The 21,595-nt window shown below is 59.4% G+C and carries 16 protein-coding genes; 7 read left to right on the forward strand and 9 right to left on the reverse strand.

Going from position 1 to position 21,595, the window contains the following annotated elements; genetic code table 11:
- Positions 1 to 241: 241 nt before the first annotated feature.
- Positions 242 to 2,617 carry a phosphoenolpyruvate synthase gene (gene ppsA / locus EAH74_RS16410; RefSeq protein WP_140679794.1) on the reverse strand — a complete coding sequence of 792 codons (2,376 nt, stop codon included), beginning with the start codon at positions 2,615 to 2,617 and terminating at the stop codon, positions 242 to 244.
- A gap of 174 nt (positions 2,618 to 2,791) precedes the next feature.
- Between ppsA and ppsR the strand changes: the two genes are divergently transcribed.
- Complete coding sequence (gene ppsR / locus EAH74_RS16415) at positions 2,792 to 3,610, forward strand: posphoenolpyruvate synthetase regulatory kinase/phosphorylase PpsR (RefSeq protein ID WP_123369280.1); 819 nt, start codon at positions 2,792 to 2,794, stop codon at positions 3,608 to 3,610.
- Positions 3,611 to 3,733: 123 nt separating this feature from the next.
- Here ppsR and EAH74_RS16420 read toward each other — a convergent pair whose 3' ends face one another.
- Complete coding sequence (locus EAH74_RS16420) at positions 3,734 to 5,143, reverse strand: PLP-dependent aminotransferase family protein (protein WP_140679796.1); 1,410 nt, start codon at positions 5,141 to 5,143, stop codon at positions 3,734 to 3,736.
- Positions 5,144 to 5,235: 92 nt separating this feature from the next.
- Between EAH74_RS16420 and EAH74_RS16425 the strand changes: the two genes are divergently transcribed.
- A complete protein-coding gene (locus tag EAH74_RS16425) occupies positions 5,236 to 6,174 on the forward strand; it encodes a DMT family transporter (RefSeq protein ID WP_140679798.1) in 939 nt (312 codons plus the stop codon).
- Positions 6,175 to 6,301: 127 nt separating this feature from the next.
- On the opposite strand, the gene prpD is transcribed toward EAH74_RS16425, so the two are convergent.
- From prpD to EAH74_RS16455, 6 genes are all read right to left on the reverse strand, one after another.
- On the reverse strand, positions 6,302 to 7,786 hold the full coding sequence (prpD, locus tag EAH74_RS16430) for a 2-methylcitrate dehydratase (RefSeq protein ID WP_140679800.1): 1,485 nt from the start codon (positions 7,784 to 7,786) through the stop codon (positions 6,302 to 6,304).
- Positions 7,787 to 7,965: 179 nt separating this feature from the next.
- A complete protein-coding gene (gene prpF, locus EAH74_RS16435; RefSeq protein ID WP_140679802.1) occupies positions 7,966 to 9,156 on the reverse strand; it encodes a 2-methylaconitate cis-trans isomerase PrpF in 1,191 nt (396 codons plus the stop codon).
- A 54-nt stretch (positions 9,157 to 9,210) separates the two neighbouring features.
- On the reverse strand, positions 9,211 to 11,808 hold the full coding sequence (gene acnD, locus EAH74_RS16440; protein WP_140679804.1) for a Fe/S-dependent 2-methylisocitrate dehydratase AcnD: 2,598 nt from the start codon (positions 11,806 to 11,808) through the stop codon (positions 9,211 to 9,213).
- Between the two features lie 202 nt (positions 11,809 to 12,010).
- Entirely contained in the window at positions 12,011 to 13,138 is a 1,128-nt protein-coding gene (gene prpC / locus EAH74_RS16445; RefSeq protein ID WP_140679806.1) for a bifunctional 2-methylcitrate synthase/citrate synthase, read from the reverse strand.
- 175 nt (positions 13,139 to 13,313) lie between these two features.
- Positions 13,314 to 14,204, reverse strand: a complete 891-nt coding sequence (prpB, locus tag EAH74_RS16450) for a methylisocitrate lyase (protein ID WP_008146328.1) — start codon at positions 14,202 to 14,204, stop codon at positions 13,314 to 13,316.
- Positions 14,201 to 14,920 (reverse strand): GntR family transcriptional regulator, encoded by a 720-nt coding sequence (locus EAH74_RS16455; protein ID WP_177327884.1) that lies wholly within the window; start codon positions 14,918 to 14,920, stop codon positions 14,201 to 14,203. Before EAH74_RS16455 ends, prpB begins: the two co-directional genes overlap by 4 nt.
- Positions 14,921 to 15,222: 302 nt before the next feature.
- On the opposite strand from EAH74_RS16455, the gene EAH74_RS16460 reads away from it, so the two are divergent.
- From EAH74_RS16460 to pabB, 4 genes are all read left to right on the forward strand, one after another.
- Positions 15,223 to 15,759, forward strand: coding sequence for an ATP-dependent zinc protease family protein (locus EAH74_RS16460; RefSeq protein WP_008146333.1), 537 nt, complete (start codon positions 15,223 to 15,225; stop codon positions 15,757 to 15,759).
- Between the two features lie 5 nt (positions 15,760 to 15,764).
- Positions 15,765 to 17,300, forward strand: a complete 1,536-nt coding sequence (locus EAH74_RS16465) for an inactive transglutaminase family protein (protein ID WP_123365948.1) — start codon at positions 15,765 to 15,767, stop codon at positions 17,298 to 17,300.
- On the forward strand, positions 17,300 to 18,286 hold the full coding sequence (locus EAH74_RS16470) for an alpha-L-glutamate ligase-like protein (RefSeq protein WP_140679808.1): 987 nt from the start codon (positions 17,300 to 17,302) through the stop codon (positions 18,284 to 18,286). The genes EAH74_RS16465 and EAH74_RS16470 overlap by 1 nt, the downstream gene beginning before the upstream one ends.
- Before the next feature lie 213 nt (positions 18,287 to 18,499).
- A complete protein-coding gene (gene pabB, locus EAH74_RS16475; protein WP_140679810.1) occupies positions 18,500 to 19,837 on the forward strand; it encodes an aminodeoxychorismate synthase component I in 1,338 nt (445 codons plus the stop codon).
- 113 nt (positions 19,838 to 19,950) lie between these two features.
- Here the strand turns inward: pabB and thrH are convergent, their stop codons facing one another.
- Positions 19,951 to 20,568 carry a bifunctional phosphoserine phosphatase/homoserine phosphotransferase ThrH gene (gene thrH, locus EAH74_RS16480; protein ID WP_140679812.1) on the reverse strand — a complete coding sequence of 206 codons (618 nt, stop codon included), beginning with the start codon at positions 20,566 to 20,568 and terminating at the stop codon, positions 19,951 to 19,953.
- A 173-nt stretch (positions 20,569 to 20,741) separates the two neighbouring features.
- Between thrH and EAH74_RS16485 the strand changes: the two genes are divergently transcribed.
- Entirely contained in the window at positions 20,742 to 21,482 is a 741-nt protein-coding gene (locus tag EAH74_RS16485) for a phosphoadenylyl-sulfate reductase (RefSeq protein ID WP_008027340.1), read from the forward strand.
- The last annotated feature ends 113 nt before the right edge of the window (positions 21,483 to 21,595 follow it).

Consider the following 21,595-nt stretch of genomic DNA (forward strand, 5'->3'; position numbering starts at 1 on the left):
ACAAAAAAGGGCGGCTTCCAGAGGAGCCCGCCCACGAGTCCTATCTCGGCAATGACTGTTCAATTTTGACGGCGTCTTTTGCTGGCATGCTGCGTTGCCGTTCCTCCCCATAGCAAGCTATGACTCGTCACGGCGCCTTGCCTGCCAGCAAAATCCACACATCAAAATTGAACGCATTGCCGAGATAGGACACAGAATCTCTAAAAGGGCCGATCACTGATCGGCCCTTTCACTCACACCATCAGGCCGGAGCCTGACCTTCAGCCAGGAAGAACCAGGTTTCCAGTACGGAATCGGGGTTCAACGAAACGCTTTCGATGCCCTGCTCCATCAGCCATTTGGCCAGATCAGGGTGGTCCGAAGGTCCCTGACCGCAAATGCCGATGTACTTGCCAGCCTTGTTACAGGCCTGAATCGCGTTGGCCAGCAGCTTCTTGACCGCCGGATTACGCTCGTCGAACAGGTGCGCGATGATCCCGGAGTCACGATCCAGGCCCAGCGTCAGCTGAGTCAGGTCGTTGGAGCCAATGGAGAAGCCGTCAAAGAACTCGAGGAATTCTTCGGCCAGAATGGCGTTGGACGGCAGTTCGCACATCATGATGATGCGCAGACCGTTTTCGCCACGCTTCAGACCGTTCTCCGCCAACAGGTCGATGACCTGGCTGGCTTCGCCCAAGGTACGGACGAATGGCACCATGATTTCGACGTTGGTCAGGCCCATCTCGTTGCGCACGCGCTTCAGAGCACGGCATTCGAGTTCGAAGCAGTCACGGAACGATTCACTGATGTAACGCGAAGCGCCACGGAAACCCAGCATCGGGTTTTCTTCTTCCGGCTCGTAGAGCTTGCCACCGATCAGGTTCGCGTATTCGTTGGACTTGAAGTCCGACAGACGCACGATGACCTTTTTCGGGGTGAACGCAGCGGCCAGGGTGCTGATGCCTTCAACCAGTTTCTCGACATAGAAACCGACCGGATCGTCGTAGCCGGCAATGCGCTTGTCGACGCTGTCCTTGATGTCCTGCGGCAGCCCGGCGTAGTTCAGCAGCGCCTTGGGGTGCACGCCGATCATGCGGTTGATGATGAATTCCAGACGGGCCAGGCCCACACCGGCGTTCGGCAGTTGCGCGAAGTCGAAGGCGCGGTCCGGGTTGCCGACGTTCATCATGATCTTGAACGGCAGATCAGGCATGGCGTCCACGGAGTTTTTCTTGATGTCGAAGCCCAATTCGCCTTCGAAGATGTAACCGGTATCGCCTTCAGCACAGGAAACGGTCACGCCCTGACCGTCTTTCAACAGCTGGGTGGCGTTGCCGCAACCGACCACGGCCGGGATCCCCAGCTCGCGAGCAATGATCGCCGCGTGGCAGGTACGACCGCCACGGTTTGTGACGATGGCGCTGGCGCGCTTCATGACCGGTTCCCAGTCCGGGTCGGTCATGTCGGAGACCAGCACGTCGCCTGGCTGGACTTTGTCCATCTCGGACACGTCCTTGATGATCCGTACCTTGCCGGCGCCGATACGCTGGCCGATGGCGCGACCTTCAACCAGCACGGTGCCGGTTTCTTTCAACAGGTAACGTTCCATAACGTTGGCCTGGGTGCGGCTCTTCACGGTTTCAGGACGGGCCTGAACGATGTAGAGCTTGCCGTCGTCGCCGTCTTTGGCCCATTCGATGTCCATCGGGCACTTGTAGTGCTTCTCGATGATCATCGCTTGCTTGGCCAGCTCGCTGACTTCGGCGTCGCTCAGGCAGAAACGTGCGCGATCAGCCTTGTCGACGTCGATGGTCTTGACCGATTTACCGGCCGTGGCCACTTCGCCGTAAATCATCTTGATGGCCTTGCTGCCCAGGTTGCGACGCAGGATGGCCGGACGACCGGCTGCCAGCGTGCCTTTGTGGACGTAGAACTCATCCGGGTTCACCGCGCCTTGTACGACGGTTTCACCCAGGCCGTAGGCGCCGGTGATGAACACCACGTCACGGAAGCCCGATTCGGTATCGAGGGTGAACATCACGCCGGCGGTGCCGGTTTCGGAGCGGACCATGCGCTGCACGCCGGCCGACAGGGCAACCAGTTTGTGGTCGAAGCCCTGGTGGACGCGGTAGGAAATGGCGCGATCGTTAAACAGCGAAGCGAACACCTCTTTGGCGGCGCGAATAACGTTTTCGACACCACGGATGTTCAGGAAGGTTTCCTGCTGACCGGCGAAGGAAGCGTCCGGCAGGTCTTCGGCGGTAGCGGAAGAGCGCACGGCCACGGCCATGTCAGGGTTGCCGGCCGACAGCGTGGCGAACGCGGTGCGGATCTCGGCGTTGAGCTTCTCGGGGAATTCGGCTTCCATGATCCATTGACGGATCTGGGCGCCGGTCTTGGCCAGGGCATTGACATCGTCGACGTCCAGGGCGTCGAGGGCGGCGTGGATCTGATCGTTCAGGCCGCTCAGCTCGAGAAAATCACGATAAGCCTGAGCTGTCGTGGCGAAGCCACCGGGCACCGATACACCGGCACCTGCAAGGTTACTGATCATCTCGCCCAGGGATGCGTTCTTGCCCCCTACGTGCTCTACATCATGGACGCCGAGCTTATCGAGGGAAACTACGTACTCTACCAAGGTGATCTCTCCACTAACTGTGTTGGAAAAGCTCAGAAGCCGGCTGCTCTATGGAGCGTTTGCCAGCTGTATGGCCTGGACCTGGAAAATAAGTGAGAATGCGGGCCACTGGCGGCCAGCAAATCGCGCCTATCATATCCAAGATTCGTCACTAGCTTAAGGCCCAAGGTGCAAATGAAACGATCTGCTTTCTTTATCTCCGATGGCACCGGCATTACAGCCGAAACCCTGGGTCAAAGCCTCCTGGCGCAGTTCGAAAACATTACCTTCAGCAAATTCACGAAGCCGTACATCGACAACGCGGATAAAGCGCGGGTCATGGTACAACAAATCAACAAAGCCGCTGAAAACGATGGCTTTCGGCCGATCATCTTCGACACCATCGTCAATCAGGACATCCGTGAGATCCTCGCAACGTCCAATGGTTTCATGATCGACATTTTCTCGACCTTTCTGGCGCCTCTTGAACAGGAATTGACCGAGCATTCTTCCTACACCGTCGGCAAGTCCCACTCGATTGGCAGCAACTCCAATTACATGGAACGCATCGAGGCGGTCAACTTCGCCCTCGACAACGACGACGGTGCGCGCACGCATTATTACGACAAGGCGGACCTGATCCTAGTGGGCGTGTCGCGTTGTGGTAAGACGCCGACGTGCCTGTACATGGCCATGCAATTTGGCATCCGCGCGGCCAACTACCCGCTGACCGAAGACGACATGGAACGCTTGCAACTGCCTGCCACCCTGCGCGCCCACCAGCACAAGCTGTTCGGCCTGACCATCGATCCGGACCGCCTCACCGCGATCCGCAACGAGCGCAAACCCAACAGCCGCTATTCGAGCTACGCCCAGTGCGAATTCGAAGTGCGTGAGGTGGAGAATCTGTTCCGTCGCGAGAACATTCCGCACATCAATTCCACGCATTTTTCGGTGGAAGAGATTTCGGCGAAGATCCTGGTGGAGAAAGGCGTGGAGCGGCGCTTCAAGTAGTTCTGCGGCGCCCGTTACACCGCTTTCGCGAGCGGGCTCGCTCCCACAATTGATCTCCATTGGACACAACGTTTGTGTACGACAGAGATCCACTGTGGGAGCGAGCCTGCGCGCGAAGAACGATTACACGGTCTCTGCCAATGCTGCCGCCAATGCGTCAAACCCGCCCAGCAACAACCGATCATCCCCCGCCGAATTACAAACACTCGCCCTGATGAACTGCGGCACTGCCCCATGCCCGACCGCAAACGCTTCAGCAGTCGCCACCAGATAATTATTCGCCTTGAGCTCCTCAGCAATCTGCGAGGCCCGCCACGGCTCGGGCACTTCGATCCAGAAGTGCGGGCTATGGGGATGGGTTTTGTACGCCAAGCCTTCCAGCACACCGCTTACCAACGCCTTGCGCCGACCGATCTCGGTAATCTGCTGGCCCAGCAACTGCTCGGCTATGTCATTTTCTATCCACAGGCTCGCCACCTCCAGCGACAGCGGGCTGGCCATCCAGCACGTCCCGCGCACAGCGGCGCTCAAGCGTCCGATCAACGGTTGCGGCGCATGCAGGTAACCGACCCGCAAACCTGCCGATACCGCCTTGCTCAAACTGCCAATCAGCACCGAACGCTCCGGGGCGAAATGGCTCAAGGGTAACGGTCGATGTTGAGCCAATACCGCGTGGGCTTCGTCTTCAAAGATCAACAGATTGTGCTGCCGACAGACCTCTGCAATCGCCTCGCGCCGTGCGACGGACATCACGGCAGCCGTAGGATTCTGGATCGTCGGCGTGCAATACAGCGCTGAGACTCGATGGTTACGGCAAACCTCCTCCAGCGCATCGGGCATCAGTCCTTCGTCATCCATCCCGACGCCGATGAGTTTTATCCCGAGCTGGCGTGCGACGCTGATCAATCCCGGGTAGGTCAGGTGCTCTGTCACCAACGTATCGCCCGCCTTGAGCAACCCCATCAAGGCACACAACAAACCGTGCTGGCCGCCGTTCACGCAAACGATCTGCTCGGCGTTCGGGACAAACTCTTTATGCCTGAGCCAGTGCGCGCCCGCCGCACGATAGCGTGGCAAACCGACATCGACGGTGTAGCCGCTGATGTGTTGCAACGCCTCAGGATCAAGGGACAACGCTTGCAGGCTCTGACTCAAAAAAAGCGCTTCCTGCCCCGGAATCGGTTGATTACGGCTCATGTCAAAAAACGCCCGAGGCTCATCACTGACATTGCGAAAGCCACCGTCCCGCGGTCGTTCCATCCCACGCTGACGCACATAGGTGCCGTCTCCTACGCGAGCGACCACCAATCCCACGCGTTCGAGTTCACCGTAAGCGCGGCTGATGGTACCGATGGTCACGCCGAGGCTATCCGCCAGCAACCGATGAGGCGGCAATTTGCAGCCAGGCTCGATCAGCCCTTCAGCGATGCCTTTTTCGACCGCGTCGGCGAGGCGTTTGTATTTCACACCCAGACCGTTCGCCAGGCCGTCGCGCAGGATTGACACCATGGCAATACTTGTTTTGACAGTCATTCCAGCCCCGAATAGCGTGCTTGAAACAGGTTCAATCAGGGATAGACCTTTTGCAGATGAAGGTCAATTCCGAACATAAAAGGAGCTCGCTCATGTCCATTACCGTCAGTGCACCTTCATGTACTGCAAAACCCTGGCTCGCCGCCTTGGTCACCAGCGTGCTGTTCCTGATCGTGTGCCTGAGCTGGGGCACCACGTGGCTCGGGATCAAGATTGCGGTTGAAAGCGTGCCGCCGCTGACCGCCGCCGGCCTGCGGTTCCTCATCGCCTTCCCGCTCTTTCTCGGCTTCGCCCTGATACGTCGTGAGCCGCTGCTGTTTCCCAAGGAAAGCCGTTGGTTTTTTGTCTTTGTCACGCTGTCGTATTTCAGCCTGCCGTACTACTTGCTCAACTACGGCGAGATACACGTTTCGTCTGGCCTGACGGCGCTGCTGTTCAGCTGCATGCCGGTGTTCATCCTGCTGTTCTCCGCGCTGTTTCTGCGGGAGAAAATCTATCCCTCGCAAGTGCTCGGCATCGCCATCGGTTTCGGCAGCCTGTTCATGATCATCCGCAGCCAAGGGCTGCATCTGGACCATGCCGAGTTGCTCGGGGTGTTGGCGATCCTCTGCGCGGCGGTGATGCATGCGCTGTGTTACGTGGTGACTAAAAAACACGGTACGGCGATCAGCGTCATCACCTACAACACACTGCCCATTGGCATCGCCGGGTTGATGCTGTTTGTCGCGGGATTGCACTTCGAAACGCCTGTGTTTGCTGCGATCAGCCTGCGTTCCTGGAGCGCCCTGCTCTATCTCGGGCTCGTGGCGTCAGTGGGCGGATTCATTGTTTATTTCATACTGCTCAAACGCCTGAGTCCGATCATTCTGTCGTTTGTGTTCATCATTTTTCCGGTGTTCGCGGTGATCATCGGTGCCTGGTACGAGGGGCAAACCTTGTCCCGGGAACTGATGATGTACTCGGCGATTTTGCTGACGGGGTTTGCGATCACCAAATTGCCCATCGAAAAATGGCTGACACGGCCCCTGTAGGAGCTGCCGAAGGCTCGGGCCGCGTTCGGACGATCTTTTGATTTTGCTTTTAAAAACAAGATCAAAAGATCGTCCGAACGCGGCCCGAGCCTTCGGCAGCTCCTACGGGGGATTGGCGTTTATCCGATCAAATGACGAACAAATCCACAAACCGATTCACCGGTGTTGCTTCAAGCTTCGCCTGATCCTTGCACAACGCAAAGATCTCGGCGCATCGCTGGGCGGTGAAGCGCGTCGCCAGGTTCGTCTTGAACTTGTCTTCCAGCAGCGGAATGCCGTCGGTGCGGCGACGGCGGTGGCCGATCGGGTACTCCACCAACACGTTTTCGGTGCTGGAGCCGTCCTTGAAGAACACCTGTATCGCATTGGCGATGGAGCGTTTGTCGGCTTCCAGGTATTCGCGGGTGTAGCGCGGGTCTTCGACGATGACCATTTTTTCGCGCAGCACGTCGATGATCGGATGCGCCGCGTGGAAGTCGTCCTCATACTGCTCGGCCACCAGATTGCCGAACGCCAGCGGCACGGCTGTCATGTACTGGATGCAATGGTCACGGTCCGCAGCGTTGGCCAGCGGGCCGACCTTGGAGATGATGCGGATCGCCGATTCGTGGGTGGTGATGACGATTTTGTCGATTTCGTGCAGGCGATTTCTGACTTGCGGATGTAACGTCACGGCCGCTTCGCACGCCGTTTGCGCGTGGAACTCGGCCGGGAAGCTGATCTTGAACAGCACGTTTTCCATCACGTAGCTGCCGTACGGCCGGGAGAAGCTGAAGGCGCGTTTGTCTGCGGGCTTGAGCGCCAGGTCGTTGTTGGTGTGACTGAACAGCACGTCGTAGAAGCCCCATTGTTTCGCGGTCAGTACGCCGGGGATGCCCATCTCGCCACGCATTGCGATGTCCGCCAGACGCACGCCACGGCTGGACGCGTCGCCGGCCGCCCAGGATTTACGCGATCCGGCATTCGGCGCATGACGGTAGGTGCGCAGCGCCTGACCGTCGGCGAACGCGTGGGACAACGCGGACAACAACTGCTCGCGATTGGCGCCCATCAGCTTGGCGGTGACAGCGGTCGAGGCGACTTTCACCAGAATGACGTGATCCAGGCCTACGCGATTGAAGGAGTTTTCCAGCGCGATCACGCCCTGGATTTCGTGAGCCATGATCATGGCTTCGAGTACCACGCGAACGGTCAGCGGCGCATCGCCATTGGCGAGGCGTTTTTGCGACAAGTGATCGGCCACCGCGAGAATGCCCCCGAGGTTATCGGACGGATGGCCCCATTCGGCGGCGAGCCAGGTGTCGTTGTAATCGAGCCAGCGCACGATGCAGCCGATGTCCCACGCCGCCTTGACCGGGTCGAGGCGATAACTGGTGCCGGGGACACGCGCGCCGAACGGGACGACAGTGCCTTCCACCATGGGGCCGAGGTGTTTGGTGCATTCGGGAAAGCGCAGGGCCAACAGGCCACAGCCCAATGTGTCCATCAGGCAGTTGCGGGCGGTGTCGAGGGCTTCGGCGGATTGGATTTTGAAGTTGAGGACGTAGTCGGCAATGTCCTGCAGGACCGTGTCGTAGTCGGGGCGGTTGTTCTGGTCGACGTTGGTGCTCATGTTCGATTCACTCTTGAAGTGGTTCGTTAATGGGACCTCGGTTCAGGGCAATCTCATTCTTATTATTGAAATGCGATCCCGTAGGAGCTGCCGAAGGCTGCGATCTTTTGATCTCGATTTTTTAAAGGCAAGATCAAAAGATCGCAGCCTTCGGCAGCTCCTACGGGGGTATGCGCTAGTTAGAAACAGTCACCCGGCACGCGGACATAACCTTCCATCAACACCCGTGCGCTGCGGCTCATGATGGCTTTGTTCACGGTCCACTCGCCGTTCACCTGGCTGGCTTCAGCCCCCACACGCAAGGTGCCGGACGGATGCCCAAAGCGCACGGCATTGCGCTCAATACCACCCGCAGCGAGGTTCACCAGCGTGCCGGAAATCGCCGCCGCCGTACCGATAGCCACCGCCGCCGTGCCCATCATCGCGTGGTGCAATTTGCCCATGGACAGCGCCCGCACCAACAGATCGACATCGCCCGCCGCAATCGCTTTGCCACTCGAAGCAACGTAGTCCGCAGGCTTGGCCACGAAAGCAACCTTGGGCGTGTGCTGACGCTTGGCCGCTTCGTCCAGATCCTTGATCAGGCCCATGCGCAATGCGCCGTAAGCCCGAATGGTTTCAAACATCAGCAACGCTTTCGGATCACTGTTGATCGCGCCTTGCAGCTCGGTGCCGGTGTAACCGATGTCTTCGGCATTAACGAAAATCGTCGGAATACCGGCATTGATCATGGTCGCCTTGAACGTTCCGACGCCAGGCACTTCGAGGTCATCGACCAGGTTGCCGGTAGGAAACATCGAACCACCGCCGCCCTCTTCTTCCGCCGCCGGGTCCATGAACTCGACCTGCACTTCAGCCGCCGGAAAGGTCACGCCGTCGAGTTCGAAATCACCGGTCTCCTGCACTTCACCGTTGGTGATCGGCACGTGGGCGATGATGGTCTTGCCGATGTTGGCCTGCCACACGCGAACCACGGCAACGCCGTTATGCGGGATGCGGCTGGCGTCCACTAAACCATTGCTGATGGCGAACGAACCGACCGCTGCCGACAGGTTGCCGCAGTTACCGCTCCAGTCGACGAAAGGTTTGTCGATAGACACCTGACCGAACAGGTAATCGACGTCGTGATCGGCCTTGATGCTTTTGGACAGGATCACGGTTTTGCTGGTGCTGGAGGTCGCGCCACCCATGCCGTCGATTTGCTTGTCATACGGGTCGGGGCTGCCGATCACCCGCAGCAACAAAGCGTCGCGCGCCGGGCCTGCAACCTGTGCTGCTTCAGGCAGGTCTTTCAGGCTGAAGAACACGCCTTTACTGGTGCCGCCGCGCATGTAGGTGGCGGGGATTCTAATTTGAGGTGCGTGAGCCATGATGTTCCTTTTAGGATCGAGCGGGACCGCATGGCCCCGCCCGAACTCATCGTGTTAAACGGCAACCGCCGATTCTTCGAGGAAGTCCTGAGCGAAGCGTTGCAGCACGCCGCCCGCCTCATAAATCGACACTTCTTCGGCGGTGTCGAGACGGCAGGTCACCGGCACTTCGACGCGTTCGCCGTTCTTGCGATTGATCACCAGCGTCAGATCGGCACGCGGGGTGCGCTCGCCGATCACGTCGTAGGTTTCGCTGCCGTCGATGCCCAGCGTCTTGCGGTCGGTGCCCGGTTTGAATTCCAGCGGCAACACGCCCATGCCCACCAGGTTGGTGCGGTGAATGCGCTCGAAGCCTTCGGCTGCAATCGCTTCCACACCCGCCAGACGCACGCCTTTGGCCGCCCAGTCGCGAGACGAACCCTGACCGTAGTCGGCGCCGGCAATGATGATCAGCGGCTGCTTGCGTTCCATGTAGGTTTCGATGGCTTCCCACATGCGCATCACTTTGCCTTCCGGCTCGACACGCGCCAGTGAACCCTGTTTGACCTTGCCGTTTTCCTGAACCATTTCATTGAACAGTTTCGGGTTGGCAAAGGTGGCGCGTTGCGCGGTCAAGTGGTCACCGCGGTGCGTTGCGTAAGAGTTGAAGTCCTCTTCCGGCAAGCCCATTTTCGCCAGGTATTCACCGGCGGCGCTGTCGAGCATGATCGCGTTCGACGGCGACAGGTGATCAGTGGTGATGTTGTCCGGCAGCACCGCCAGCGGGCGCATACCCTTGAGCGGACGAGCCCCGGCCAGCGCGCCTTCCCAGTACGGCGGACGGCGGATGTAGGTGCTCATCTCGCGCCAGTCGTACAGCGGCGTCACTTTCGGGCCGGTGTCTTCGTGGATGGCAAACATCGGAATGTAGACCTGACGGAACTGCTCCGGCTTGACCGAAGCCTTGACCACCGCGTCGATTTCTTCGTCGCTCGGCCAGATGTCTTTCAGGCGGATTTCCTTGCCCTCGGCGTCCAGGCCCAGCACATCTTTTTCGATGTCGAAACGGATGGTGCCGGCGATGGCGTAAGCCACCACCAACGGCGGCGAAGCGAGGAAGGCGTTCTTGGCGTATGGGTGAATCCGGCCGTCGAAGTTGCGGTTGCCTGACAGCACAGCGGTGGCGTACAGGTCGCGGTCAATGATCTCTTGCTGAATCACCGGATCCAGCGCGCCGGACATGCCGTTGCAGGTGGTGCAAGCAAACGCCACGACGCCGAAGCCGAGTTGCTCCAGTTCGGTGGTTAGGCCGGCTTCGTCCAGATACAAAGCCACGGTTTTCGAACCCGGTGCCAGGGACGATTTGACCCACGGCTTGCGGGTCAATCCGAGCTTGTTGGCATTGCGCGCCAGCAGGCCGGCGGCGATGACGTTGCGCGGGTTGCTGGTGTTGGTGCAACTGGTGATGGCGGCGATGATCACCGCGCCATCCGGCATCTGGCCAGGAACGTCGTCCCACTGACCGGAGATGCCTTGGGCGGCGAGGTCCGAGGTCGCAACGCGGGCGTGCGGGTTGCTCGGGCCGGCCATGTTGCGCACCACCGAGGACAGGTTGAAGGTCAACCCGCGCTCGTATTGTGCATTCTTCAAGCTGTCAGCCCAGAGGCCGGTTTGTTTGGCATAGTTCTCGACCAACTGCACCTGTTCGTCTTCACGGCCGGTGAGTTTCAGGTAGTCGATGGTCTGCTGGTCGATGTAGAACATCGCTGCGGTGGCGCCGTATTCCGGGGCCATGTTGGAGATGGTCGCACGGTCGCCAAGCGTCAACGCGGAGGCGCCTTCGCCAAAGAACTCCAGCCACGCACCGACGACTTTTTGCTGACGCAGGAACTCGGTCAGCGCCAGCACCATGTCGGTGGCGGTGATGCCCGGTTGCAGCTTGCCAGTCAGTTCGACGCCGACGCTTTCCGGCAGACGCATCCACGACGCGCGGCCGAGCATCACGCTTTCAGCTTCCAGGCCGCCGACACCGATGGCGATCACGCCCAGTGCATCGACGTGCGGAGTGTGGCTGTCAGTGCCGACGCAAGTGTCGGGGAACGCCACGCCGTCGCGCACCTGGATCACCGGAGACATTTTCTCCAGGTTGATCTGGTGCATGATCCCATTGCCCGGCGGGATCACATCAACGTTCTTGAAGGCCTTTTTGGTCCAGTTGATGAAGTGGAAACGGTCTTCGTTGCGACGGTCTTCGATGGCGCGGTTCTTCTCGAACGCCTCCGGATCGAAACCACCGCGCTCGACGGCCAGGGAGTGATCGACGATCAATTGTGTCGGCACCACCGGGTTCACTTGCGCCGGGTCGCCACCTTGCAGGGCGATGGCGTCACGCAGGCCGGCGAGGTCGACCAGCGCGGTCTGGCCGAGAATGTCGTGGCACACCACGCGAGCCGGGAACCATGGGAAGTCGAGGTCGCGTTTGCGCTCGATGAATTGCTTCAGGGATTCGGTGAGCGTGGCCGGGTCACAGCGACGCACCAGGTTTTCCGCCAGCACGCGGGAGGTGTACGGCAGAGTGTCGTAGGCGCCAGGCTGGATGGCCTCGACAGCCGCGCGGACGTCGAAGTAATCCAGATGGCTGCCGGGCAGCGGTTTGCGGAATTCAGTGTTCATCGTCAGGACTCGGTCACGGTAATTACAAAGGGGGGCACCCGGCGCGGATTTGAAGTAAACACATTCCACTGTGGGAGCGAGCCTGCTCGCGATAGCGGTGTATCAGTCGACATTGATGTTGAATGTCAGTCCGTCATCGCGAGCAGGCTCGCTCCCACAGGGTTTCAGGTTCCTTCAGTAACCAGCGTCAGCGCCCTCCCGGTCAGCGTTGTTCGATTGGCACGTACTTGCGCTGTTCGACGCCGACGTACTCGGCACTCGGGCGGATGATGCGGTTGTTGGCCCGTTGTTCGAACACATGCGCCGCCCAGCCGGTCAGGCGTGAGCAGACGAAAATCGGTGTAAACAACTTGGTCGGGATGCCCATGAAGTGGTACGTCGACGCATGGTAGAAGTCGGCGTTCGGGAACAGTTTCTTCTGTTCCCACATGGTTGCGTCGATGGCTTCGGAAACCGGGAACAGCACAGTGTCGCCCACTTCTTCAGAGAGTTTTTTCGACCAGCCCTTGATCACTTCGTTACGCGGATCGTTGTCTTTATAGATCGCGTGGCCGAAGCCCATGATCTTGTCCTTGCGCGCCAGCATGCCGAGGGTGCCTTCGACGGCCTCTTCCGGCGACGAGAAGCGCTCGATCATTTCCATCGCCGCTTCGTTGGCGCCGCCGTGCAGCGGACCACGCAGCGAGCCAATGGCGGCCGTGACGCAGGAATACATGTCCGACAGGGTCGAGGCGCAAACCCGTGCGGTGAAGGTCGAGGCGTTGAACTCGTGCTCCGCGTAGAGGATCAGCGAAACGTTCATCACTTTGACGTGCAACTCGCTCGGCTTCTTGTCGTGCAGCAGGTGCAGGAAGTGGCCGCCGATGGATTGTTCATCGCTCACGCAGCTGATGCGTTTGCCGTCATGGCTGAAGCGATACCAGTAGCACATGATCGCCGGGAACGCGGCGAGCAAACGATCAGTCACGTCGTGTTGTTCGCAGAAGTCTTTCTCCGGCTCGATGTTGCCCAGGAACGAGCAACCGGTGCGCATCACGTCCATCGGGTGGGCGTCGACAGGGATGCGTTCCAGCACTTCTTTCAGCGCTTGCGGCAGGTCGCGCAGCTTGCCCAGTTTGCTGATGTAAGCGGCGAGTTGTGTTTTGGTCGGCAGTTCACCGTAAAGCAGCAGGTAGGCCACTTCTTCGAATTGTGCGTCAGCCGCCAGTTCGCGAACGTCGTAGCCACGATAGGTCAGACCTGCGCCCGACTGGCCCACGGTGGACAGTGCGGTTTGCCCGGCAACCTGGCCACGGAGCCCGGCGCCACTGAGTACTTTTGCTTCGGCCATTGCTGTCTCCAATCTTGAATTTGTTAGGGAATCGGCAAGTTGTGATTCATCAGGTTCTTTGGGTGTTGCCGAAAAGATCGCAGCCTCGCTTCGCTCGACAGCTCCTACATGGACCTCGTTCGGCAACAACCCTGTAGGAGCTGTCGAGTGAAACGAGGCTGCGATCTTTTGATCTTCATTTCTTGGCAGCAAACAACGCATCGAGCTTCTGCTCGAAGGTGTGGTAATCGATGCGATCGTAAAGCTCCATGCGGGTCTGCATGGTGTCGATGACGTTCTGTTGCGTGCCGTCGCGGCGGATCGCGGTGTAGACGTTTTCTGCGGCTTTGTTCATCGCGCGGAAAGCCGACAGCGGGTACAGCACCAGCGACACATCAGCCGCGGCGAGTTGCTCGGTGGTGTACAGCGGCGTCGCGCCGAATTCGGTGATGTTGGCCAGGATCGGCGCTTTCACGCGGCTGGCGAACAGCTTGTACATGTCCAGTTCGGTGATGGCTTCCGGGAAAATCATGTCGGCGCCGGCCTCGATGCACGCGGCGGCGCGATCCAAAGCGGATTCCAGACCTTCCACTGCGAGGGCGTCGGTACGGGCCATGATCACGAAGCTGTCATCGGTGCGCGCATCGACGGCTGCCTTGATGCGGTCGACCATTTCCTGCAGGGACACGATCTCTTTATTAGGACGGTGACCGCAGCGCTTGGCGCCGACCTGGTCTTCGATGTGAATCGCCGCCGCACCGAATTTGATCATCGACTTGACGGTACGCGCGACATTGAACGCCGAGGAGCCGAAACCGGTGTCCACGTCCACCAACAGCGGCAGGTCGCAAACGTCAGTGATGCGACGCACGTCGGTCAGCACGTCATCCAGACCGGTGATGCCCAGGTCCGGCACGCCGAGGGAGCCGGCAGCCACCCCGCCACCCGACAGATAAATAGCCTTGAAACCGGCGCGCTTGGCCAGCAGCGCGTGGTTGGCGTTGATCGCGCCGACCACTTGCAGCGGATGTTCGCTGGCGACCGCATCGCGGAAACGCTGGCCTGGAGTGCTCTTGTTGGAACTCATGACTCACCTCGTTCAGTGGCTGTCTGGTTAGCGCCGTCCTGGTAGTGACGGGCGATATTGCGTTTGGAGGCGCCGATGTGACGGCGCATCAACAACTCGGCCAGTTCACCGTCACGGTCGGCGATGGCGTCGAGAATTCGGTGGTGCTCGGCAAAGGCCTGACGCGGGCGATTGGGCGTGGTGGAAAACTGGATGCGGTACATGCGCACCAGTTGATAGAGCTCGCCGCAGAGCATCTGCGTCAGGGTGCGGTTGCCGCTGCCCTGGATGATTCGGTAATGGAAGTCAAAATCGCCTTCCTGCTGGTAGTAGCCGACACCGGCCTGAAACGCCGCATCGCGTTCATGGGTTTCGAGGACCCGGCGCAGTTCGTCGATTTCTTCGAGGGTCATGCGCTCGGCCGCCAGACGGCAGGCCATGCCTTCGAGGGATTCGCGGATTTCGTAGAGCTCCAGCAGCTCGGCATGGCTCAACGAAACCACCCGCGCCCCGACGTGCGGCACGCGAACCAGCAGGCGCTGGCCTTCCAGACGGTGGATCGCCTCACGCAGCGGCCCGCGGCTGATGCCATAGGTGCGCGCCAGTTCCGGCTCGGAGATCTTGCTGCCCGGGGCGATTTCGCCCTTGACGATGGCCGCCTGGATGCGCCGGAAGACGTTCTCGGAAAGTGTCTCTGAATCGTCTTGGGCAATGACCGGGGGATCGAGTTGATCCAGCATATTGTCGACACCTTGAAAGCTGATGCCGCAAAAACTAGCGAATACAGACCTTTTAGTCAAAGGATAAATAGGTATTGTCGACAATCGTCTAATAACCGACTGCACCTTAACGAGGCAGTCCCTCTGTTTATAGCCGCCCCCCGGCGCTGGCGCCATAAAACGACCGTGCTAGAATGCCGGCCGCATTTGTTTGTGACATCTGCACTGCTTGTCATAAACAGTTGATAGGCATACGAGGGAGCTTGCGCAGCAATGCCAGGGCCTTGAATAGAAGTACGGACCGCTGCGCACCAGGATTTATGAGACTCAAGCCCTTCCCCACCTTCCTTTATCTTCTTTGCCTGCCCGGTTTCGCCGCGGCGGGGGAAAAGACCGTTTACGGCCTCAACGAGTACGCCTCCCTGGACGGCATTGACCTGGAAGTCGCCGCCAAACTCGACACCGGGGCGAAAACCGCGTCCCTGAGTGCCCGAGACATCAAACGCTTCAAACGCAATGGCGAGTCCTGGGTACGCTTCTATCTGGCAATTGACGCTGCGCACTCGCACCCAATCGAACGGCCACTGGCCCGCGTCAGCAAGATCAAGCGCAGGGCCGGCGACTACGACCCGGAAGAAGGCAAGAAGTACACCGCCCGTCCGGTGATCGAGCTGAATATCTGCATGGGTTCGGCTTTACGCAGTATCGAAGTGAACTTGACCGACCGCAGCGCCTTCCAATACCCGCTCCTGATCGGCTCCGAAGCGCTGAAACGCTTCGATGCGCTGGTCGACCCCAGTCTTAAATACGCTGCTGGCAAACCCGCCTGCGCCACCGACGCTCATACCGCAGAGTAATTCCAATGCGCTCTCTTACCCTTCACCTGAAATTCCTGATCGCCATCCTGGTGGTGCTGGGTATTTCAGTTACGGCCTATCAGATCTTCGTGCTCGGCATCCCCGTGACCGAAGACGCCACCGACGACTTATGGAACATCGACGCCAAGGTCGAGTTCGTCGCCAGTGCCAAAGACCCTGTCAAGATCCAGATGTTCGTGCCGCCGCTGAGCCGCGATTACGTCAGTCTCAACGAGAGCTTCATTTCCAATAACTACGGTGTGGCCGTGAACCGTGCCGACGGCAACCGCAAAGTCACTTGGTCGGCACGTCGGGCCAAGGGCAATCAGACCCTTTATTACCGCCTGGTGCTGACCAAGCGCTACACCGGTGAAAAATCCAAGATCAAAGGGCCTACCTTCCGCGACAGCATCGCCGTCGAAGGTGCGGAAAAAATCGCCGCCGAAGCCCTGCTCGCACCGATCCGCCAGCACTCGGCCGACGTCGAAACCTTCATCGGCGAAGCGATCAAGCGTGTCAACAATCTCAACGACGACAACGTGAAACTGCTGCTGGGCGGCGATCCGTCCGCCGGGCACAAGGCGAAAATCGTCGAGCTGGTGCTGTCCATCGCGCACGTGCCGGTGGAAAAGGTCCACACCATTCGTCTGGTGGCCGACCAGCCGCAAACTCCGGAACTCTGGTTGCGCAGTTTCAACGGCACCGACTGGCTGTACTTCAACCCGGAAACCGGTGAACAGGGCCTGCCGACCGACCGCCTGCTGTGGTGGACCGGCGACGAAAACCTGATCACCGTCGATGGCGGCAAGAAGGCCAACGTGACCTTCAGCCTGAACAACAGCGAAATGAACGCCATTCGCCTGGCCAAGCTGACCGACGAAAACACCGACGCCAACTTCCTCGAATACTCGCTGTACGGCCTGCCGCTGCAAACCCAGCAAACCTTCATGATCATGGTGATGATCCCGATCGGCGTGCTGGTGATTTTGATCCTGCGCAACCTGATCGGCATTCAGACCCTCGGCACCTTTACTCCGGTGCTGATCGCCCTGGCGTTCCGGGAAACCCAGCTCGGCTTCGGTATCGTGCTGTTTACGATCATCACGGCGTTGGGCCTGTCGCTGCGCTCCTACCTTGAACACTTGAAGCTGCAAATGCTGCCGAGGCTGTCGGTGGTGCTGACCTTCGTGGTGGTGCTGATCGCGGCGATCAGCCTGTTCAGCCATAAACTCGGCCTGGAACGCGGGTTGTCGGTGGCGCTGTTCCCGATGGTGATTCTGACCATGACCATCGAACGCCTGTCGATTACCTGGGAAGAACGCGGTTCCGGCCACGCCATGAAAGTGGCGATCGGTACGCTGTTCGCCGCGTCGCTGGCGCACCTGATCATGAGCGTTCCGGAGCTGGTTTACTTCGTGTTCACCTTCCCGGCGACCCTGTTGATCCTGGTGGGCTTCATGCTGGCGATGGGTCGCTATCGCGGCTACCGCCTGACCGAACTGGTGCGCTTCAAGGCGTTCCTGAAAAAGGCTGACGCCTGATGTTCGGCTTCTGGAAGACCTGGAAGGCCCTGGAAGCCCGGGGCATCATGGGGATCAATCGGCGTAACGCGGACTACGTGCTCAAGTACAACAAGCGCAGTCTGTACCCGATCGTCGATGACAAGATCATCACCAAGGAACGCGCCATCGCCGCCGGCATTCATGTGCCGGAACTGTACGGCGTGATCTCCACCGAAAAAGAAATCGACAACCTCGGCGAGATCATCGGCGGGCGCAACGACTTCGTGATCAAACCGGCCCAGGGCGCCGGCGGTGACGGCATCATTGTGGTTGCCGACCGGTTCGAGGGGCGCTATCGCACAGTGTCCGGCAGGATCATCGACCATGAGGAGCTCGAGCACCATATCTCCAGCATCCTCACCGGTCTGTATTCCCTGGGCGGGCACCGCGACCGCGCGCTGATCGAATACCGAGTGATCCCGGACCAGATCTTCAAAAGCATCAGCTACGAAGGCGTGCCGGACATCCGCATCATTGTGCTGATGGGCTACCCGGTGATGGCCATGCTGCGCTTGCCGACGCGCCAGTCCGGCGGCAAGGCCAACCTGCACCAAGGCGCCATCGGCGTCGGTGTCGACCTCGCGACCGGGCAGACGTTGCGCGGGACCTGGCTGAACAACATCATCAACAAACACCCAGACACCACCAACGCGGTGGATGGCGTGCAACTGCCCTACTGGGACGGCTTCATGAAACTCGCCGCAGGCTGCTATGAGTTGTGCGGGCTGGGTTACATCGGTGTCGACATGGTGCTGGACCAGGAGAAAGGACCGCTGATTCTTGAGCTCAATGCCCGGCCTGGGCTGAACATTCAGATTGCCAATGATTGCGGGCTGACGTTGCGCACCCACGCGGTTGAAGCACGCCTGGAAGAGTTGAAGGCTCGTGGGGTTGTTGAGACGGTGCGGGAACGGGTTGAGTTTGTTCAGGAAATGTTTGGGCATATTCCCGCGGTTGAGGGCTGATCTTGAACCGCGGCGACCCTTCGCGAGCAGGCTCGCTCCCACAGGGTTCAGCGCAATCCTTGTGGGAGCGAGCCTGCTCGCGAAGGCGGCCTGACAGCCACTAAGGCTCCCAACCTGCCGCCAATCTGCCATTCCCCGACATCCCCTCTAGGAGCAATTCCCCGAGGAGACTACAATCGCCACCCCCGCCTCGATGGCTGATCTGCCCCGCCCATGTTGACCTGTTCCGTACACCCGCTCCCCTATTGCGCCAACCCCGCCGAGTACTTCGCGGCGATTCGTCATGCCCCCGGTGCCGTGCTGCTCGACAGTGGCCGGCCGAGTGCCGAGCGTGGATGTTATGACCTGCTCAGTGCCTGGCCGCTGGAGCAAATAGCAGTATTGCCTGACGAAAGTGGCAGCGATTTCCTGCAACGCCTTCGCGACAATCTGACACGACTCGGTGAAGCGGCTGTTCCTTACGATTTGCCCTTCGCCGGCGGCCTCATCGGTTACCTGAGCTACGACTTCGGTCGCCATCTGGAACACCTGCCCAGTCAGGCGCAGGACGATCTGCAATTGCCCGATGCACGTTTTGGGCTGTATGACTGGGCACTGATCACCGATCACCAACTGAGTACAAGTCAGTTGGTCTTCCACCCGTCACTGATCGACAGCGAACGTCAGCGTCTGATCACGCTATTCAGTGAGCCTACAGCTGAAGCAGTCGAGTCTTTCAAGTTGAAAGCCCCGATGAAGGCCGACCTGAGCGCTGACGAATATCGCCACGCGCTAGAACGCATTCAGCACTACATCCAGGCTGGCGACTGTTACCAGGTCAATTTCGCCCAGCGTTTCCGCGCTCAGTGCCAGGGCGATCCATGGGCCGCGTATTGCGCGCTGCGGGCGGCGTGCCCGACGCCGTTTTCCGGTTTTCAGAGTTTGCCCGACGGCGGTGCGGTACTGAGTCTGTCGCCAGAACGCTTCGTCAAAGTCAGCGAACGCCATGTGGAAACCCGCCCGATCAAAGGCACTCGCCCTCGCGGACTGACCGCTACCGAAGATGCGGCAAACGCCGCCGAACTGCTGGCCAGCCCCAAGGACCGCGCGGAAAACCTGATGATCGTCGACCTGCTGCGCAATGACCTCGGCCGTACTTGCCGTATCGGCTCGGTACGAGTGCCGGAGTTGTTCAGCCTGGAAAGCTACCCGAACGTGCATCACCTGGTGAGCAGCGTGACCGGAGAACTGGCGGATGACCGGGACGCTTTGGACCTGATCGCCGGCAGCTTCCCTGGCGGCTCGATTACCGGTGCACCGAAAATTCGCGCGATGCAGATCATCGACGAGCTGGAGCCGACGCGTCGCGGGTTGTACTGCGGGTCTTTGCTCTATCTGGACGTGCGCGGCGAGATGGACAGCTCCATCGCCATTCGCAGCTTGCTGGTCAAGGATGGGCAGGTGTGTTGCTGGGGTGGTGGCGGGATTGTCGCGGACTCGGAGTGGCAGGCTGAGTATCAGGAATCGATTACCAAGGTGAAGGTATTGCTCGATACCTTGCAAAACCTGTAACAACCAACACCGCCCCCTGTAGGAGCTGTCGAGTGAAACGAGGCTGCGATCTTTAAGAGCAAGATCAAAGGATCGCAGCCTCGTTTCACTCGACAGCTCCTACAGGGTTGGGTTTACAAGGTCAGGGCGCGGTTGGAGGCCTTGATGAATTCCTGCTTCAGCTCATCAAAGCTGTGCACCGCCGGGAACTGCGGAAACTCGCGAATCACATTGTCCGGCGCATGGAACAGGATCCCCGCATCTGCCTCACCCAACATCGTGGTGTCGTTGTAGGAATCCCCCGCCGCGATCACCCGGTAGTAAAGGCTCTTGAAGGCCAAAACCGACTGGCGCTTGGGATCTTTCTGACGCAATTGATAGCTCGTCACCCGACCGGAATCGTCAGTAATCAGACGATGGCAGAGCAAGGTCGGGAAGCCCAGTTGACGCATCAACGGCTGGGAGAACTCGTAGAACGTGTCCGACAGAATCACCACCTGAAAGCGCTCACGCAGCCAGTTGACGAACTCGATGGCGCCATCCAGCGGCTTGAGCGTGGCGATCACTTCCTGAATGTCGGTGAGTTTCAAGCCGTGCTCGTCGAGAATCCGCAGACGCTGCTTCATCAGCACGTCGTAGTCGGGGATGTCCCGGGTGGTAGCTCTCAGGGACTCGATCCCGGTTTTTTCGGCGAAGGCGATCCAGATTTCCGGGACCAGTACACCTTCAAGATCCAGACAGGCAATTTCCACAAGACACTCCCATTTGTATTGATTATTGAGTCGAGCGAGCAAAAGGACTGCCGAACTCTAGCGACTCAGGCAAGCCTGCGCAACGCAGAGGGCGCGCCAGCAGCCGTAGGTTTTTGTTACCATCAGAGCCATATAGAGCGCCCAGCGCCACCGACCTGTAGGAAGCCGCCCTGATGAGCCCAACGTTCGACGTCGTGGAACTCGCCACGACCTATGCCAACAAATCCGCCCAGGACATCCTGAAACTCGCGTTCGCCGAGTTTGGCGATGACCTGTGGATATCTTTCAGCGGTGCCGAAGATGTGGTGCTGGTGGACATGGCCTGGAAGCTGAACAAGAACGTCAAAGTGTTCAGCCTCGACACCGGCCGCTTGCACCCCGAGACCTACCGCTTCATCGATCAGGTGCGCGAGCACTACAAGATCGACATCGAACTGGTGTCGCCGGACTACACCAAGCTCGAACCTTTCGTGAAGGAAAAAGGCCTGTTCAGTTTCTACAAGGACGGCCATGGCGAATGCTGCGGCATCCGCAAGATCGAGCCGCTACGTCGCAAGCTCTCCGGTGTGACAGCCTGGGCCACCGGTCAGCGTCGGGATCAGAGCCCCGGAACACGCAGCGCCGTCGCCGTGCTGGAAATCGACACCGCGTTCTCCACCCCGGAACGCACCCTGTACAAATTCAACCCGCTGGCGCAAATGACCAGTGAAGAGATCTGGGGTTACATCCGCATGCTGGAGCTGCCGTACAACAGCCTGCACGAACGCGGATTCATCAGCATCGGCTGCGAGCCCTGCACCCGCCCGGTGCTGCCGAACCAGCACGAGCGCGAAGGTCGTTGGTGGTGGGAAGAAGCGACGCAGAAAGAATGCGGTCTGCATGCGGGCAATATCATCAGCAAGTCCAAAGCTTAAAAGATCGCAGGCTTCGCCAGCTCCTACAGGGGTGTGATGTACACCTGTAGGAGCTGCCGCAGGCTGCGATCTTTTGATCTTAAAAATGTGTACACACGAATGTCACCATAGGT

This window comes from Pseudomonas mandelii (assembly GCF_006438925.1).
In the GTDB taxonomy this organism is placed as follows: Bacteria; Pseudomonadota; Gammaproteobacteria; order Pseudomonadales; family Pseudomonadaceae; genus Aquipseudomonas; species Aquipseudomonas mandelii_C.

What these genes read in the sequence shown, in the direction of transcription:
- EAH74_RS16425 (WP_140679798.1), top strand. Translation starts at nt 5,236, where the DNA reads ATGTCCATTACCGTCAGTGCACCTTCATGTACTGCAAAACCCTGGCTC.
- pabB (WP_140679810.1), top strand. Translation starts at nt 18,500, where the DNA reads ATGTTGACCTGTTCCGTACACCCGCTCCCCTATTGCGCCAACCCCGCC.
- EAH74_RS16470 (WP_140679808.1), top strand. Translation starts at nt 17,300, where the DNA reads ATGTTCGGCTTCTGGAAGACCTGGAAGGCCCTGGAAGCCCGGGGCATC.
- acnD (WP_140679804.1), bottom strand. Translation starts at nt 11,808, where the DNA reads ATGAACACTGAATTCCGCAAACCGCTGCCCGGCAGCCATCTGGATTAC.
- EAH74_RS16485 (WP_008027340.1), top strand. Translation starts at nt 20,742, where the DNA reads ATGAGCCCAACGTTCGACGTCGTGGAACTCGCCACGACCTATGCCAAC.
- EAH74_RS16420 (WP_140679796.1), bottom strand. Translation starts at nt 5,143, where the DNA reads ATGACTGTCAAAACAAGTATTGCCATGGTGTCAATCCTGCGCGACGGC.
- prpD (WP_140679800.1), bottom strand. Translation starts at nt 7,786, where the DNA reads ATGAGCACCAACGTCGACCAGAACAACCGCCCCGACTACGACACGGTC.
- EAH74_RS16460 (WP_008146333.1), top strand. Translation starts at nt 15,223, where the DNA reads ATGAGACTCAAGCCCTTCCCCACCTTCCTTTATCTTCTTTGCCTGCCC.
- prpF (WP_140679802.1), bottom strand. Translation starts at nt 9,156, where the DNA reads ATGGCTCACGCACCTCAAATTAGAATCCCCGCCACCTACATGCGCGGC.
- EAH74_RS16465 (WP_123365948.1), top strand. Translation starts at nt 15,765, where the DNA reads ATGCGCTCTCTTACCCTTCACCTGAAATTCCTGATCGCCATCCTGGTG.
- prpB (WP_008146328.1), bottom strand. Translation starts at nt 14,204, where the DNA reads ATGAGTTCCAACAAGAGCACTCCAGGCCAGCGTTTCCGCGATGCGGTC.
- ppsR (WP_123369280.1), top strand. Translation starts at nt 2,792, where the DNA reads ATGAAACGATCTGCTTTCTTTATCTCCGATGGCACCGGCATTACAGCC.
- prpC (WP_140679806.1), bottom strand. Translation starts at nt 13,138, where the DNA reads ATGGCCGAAGCAAAAGTACTCAGTGGCGCCGGGCTCCGTGGCCAGGTT.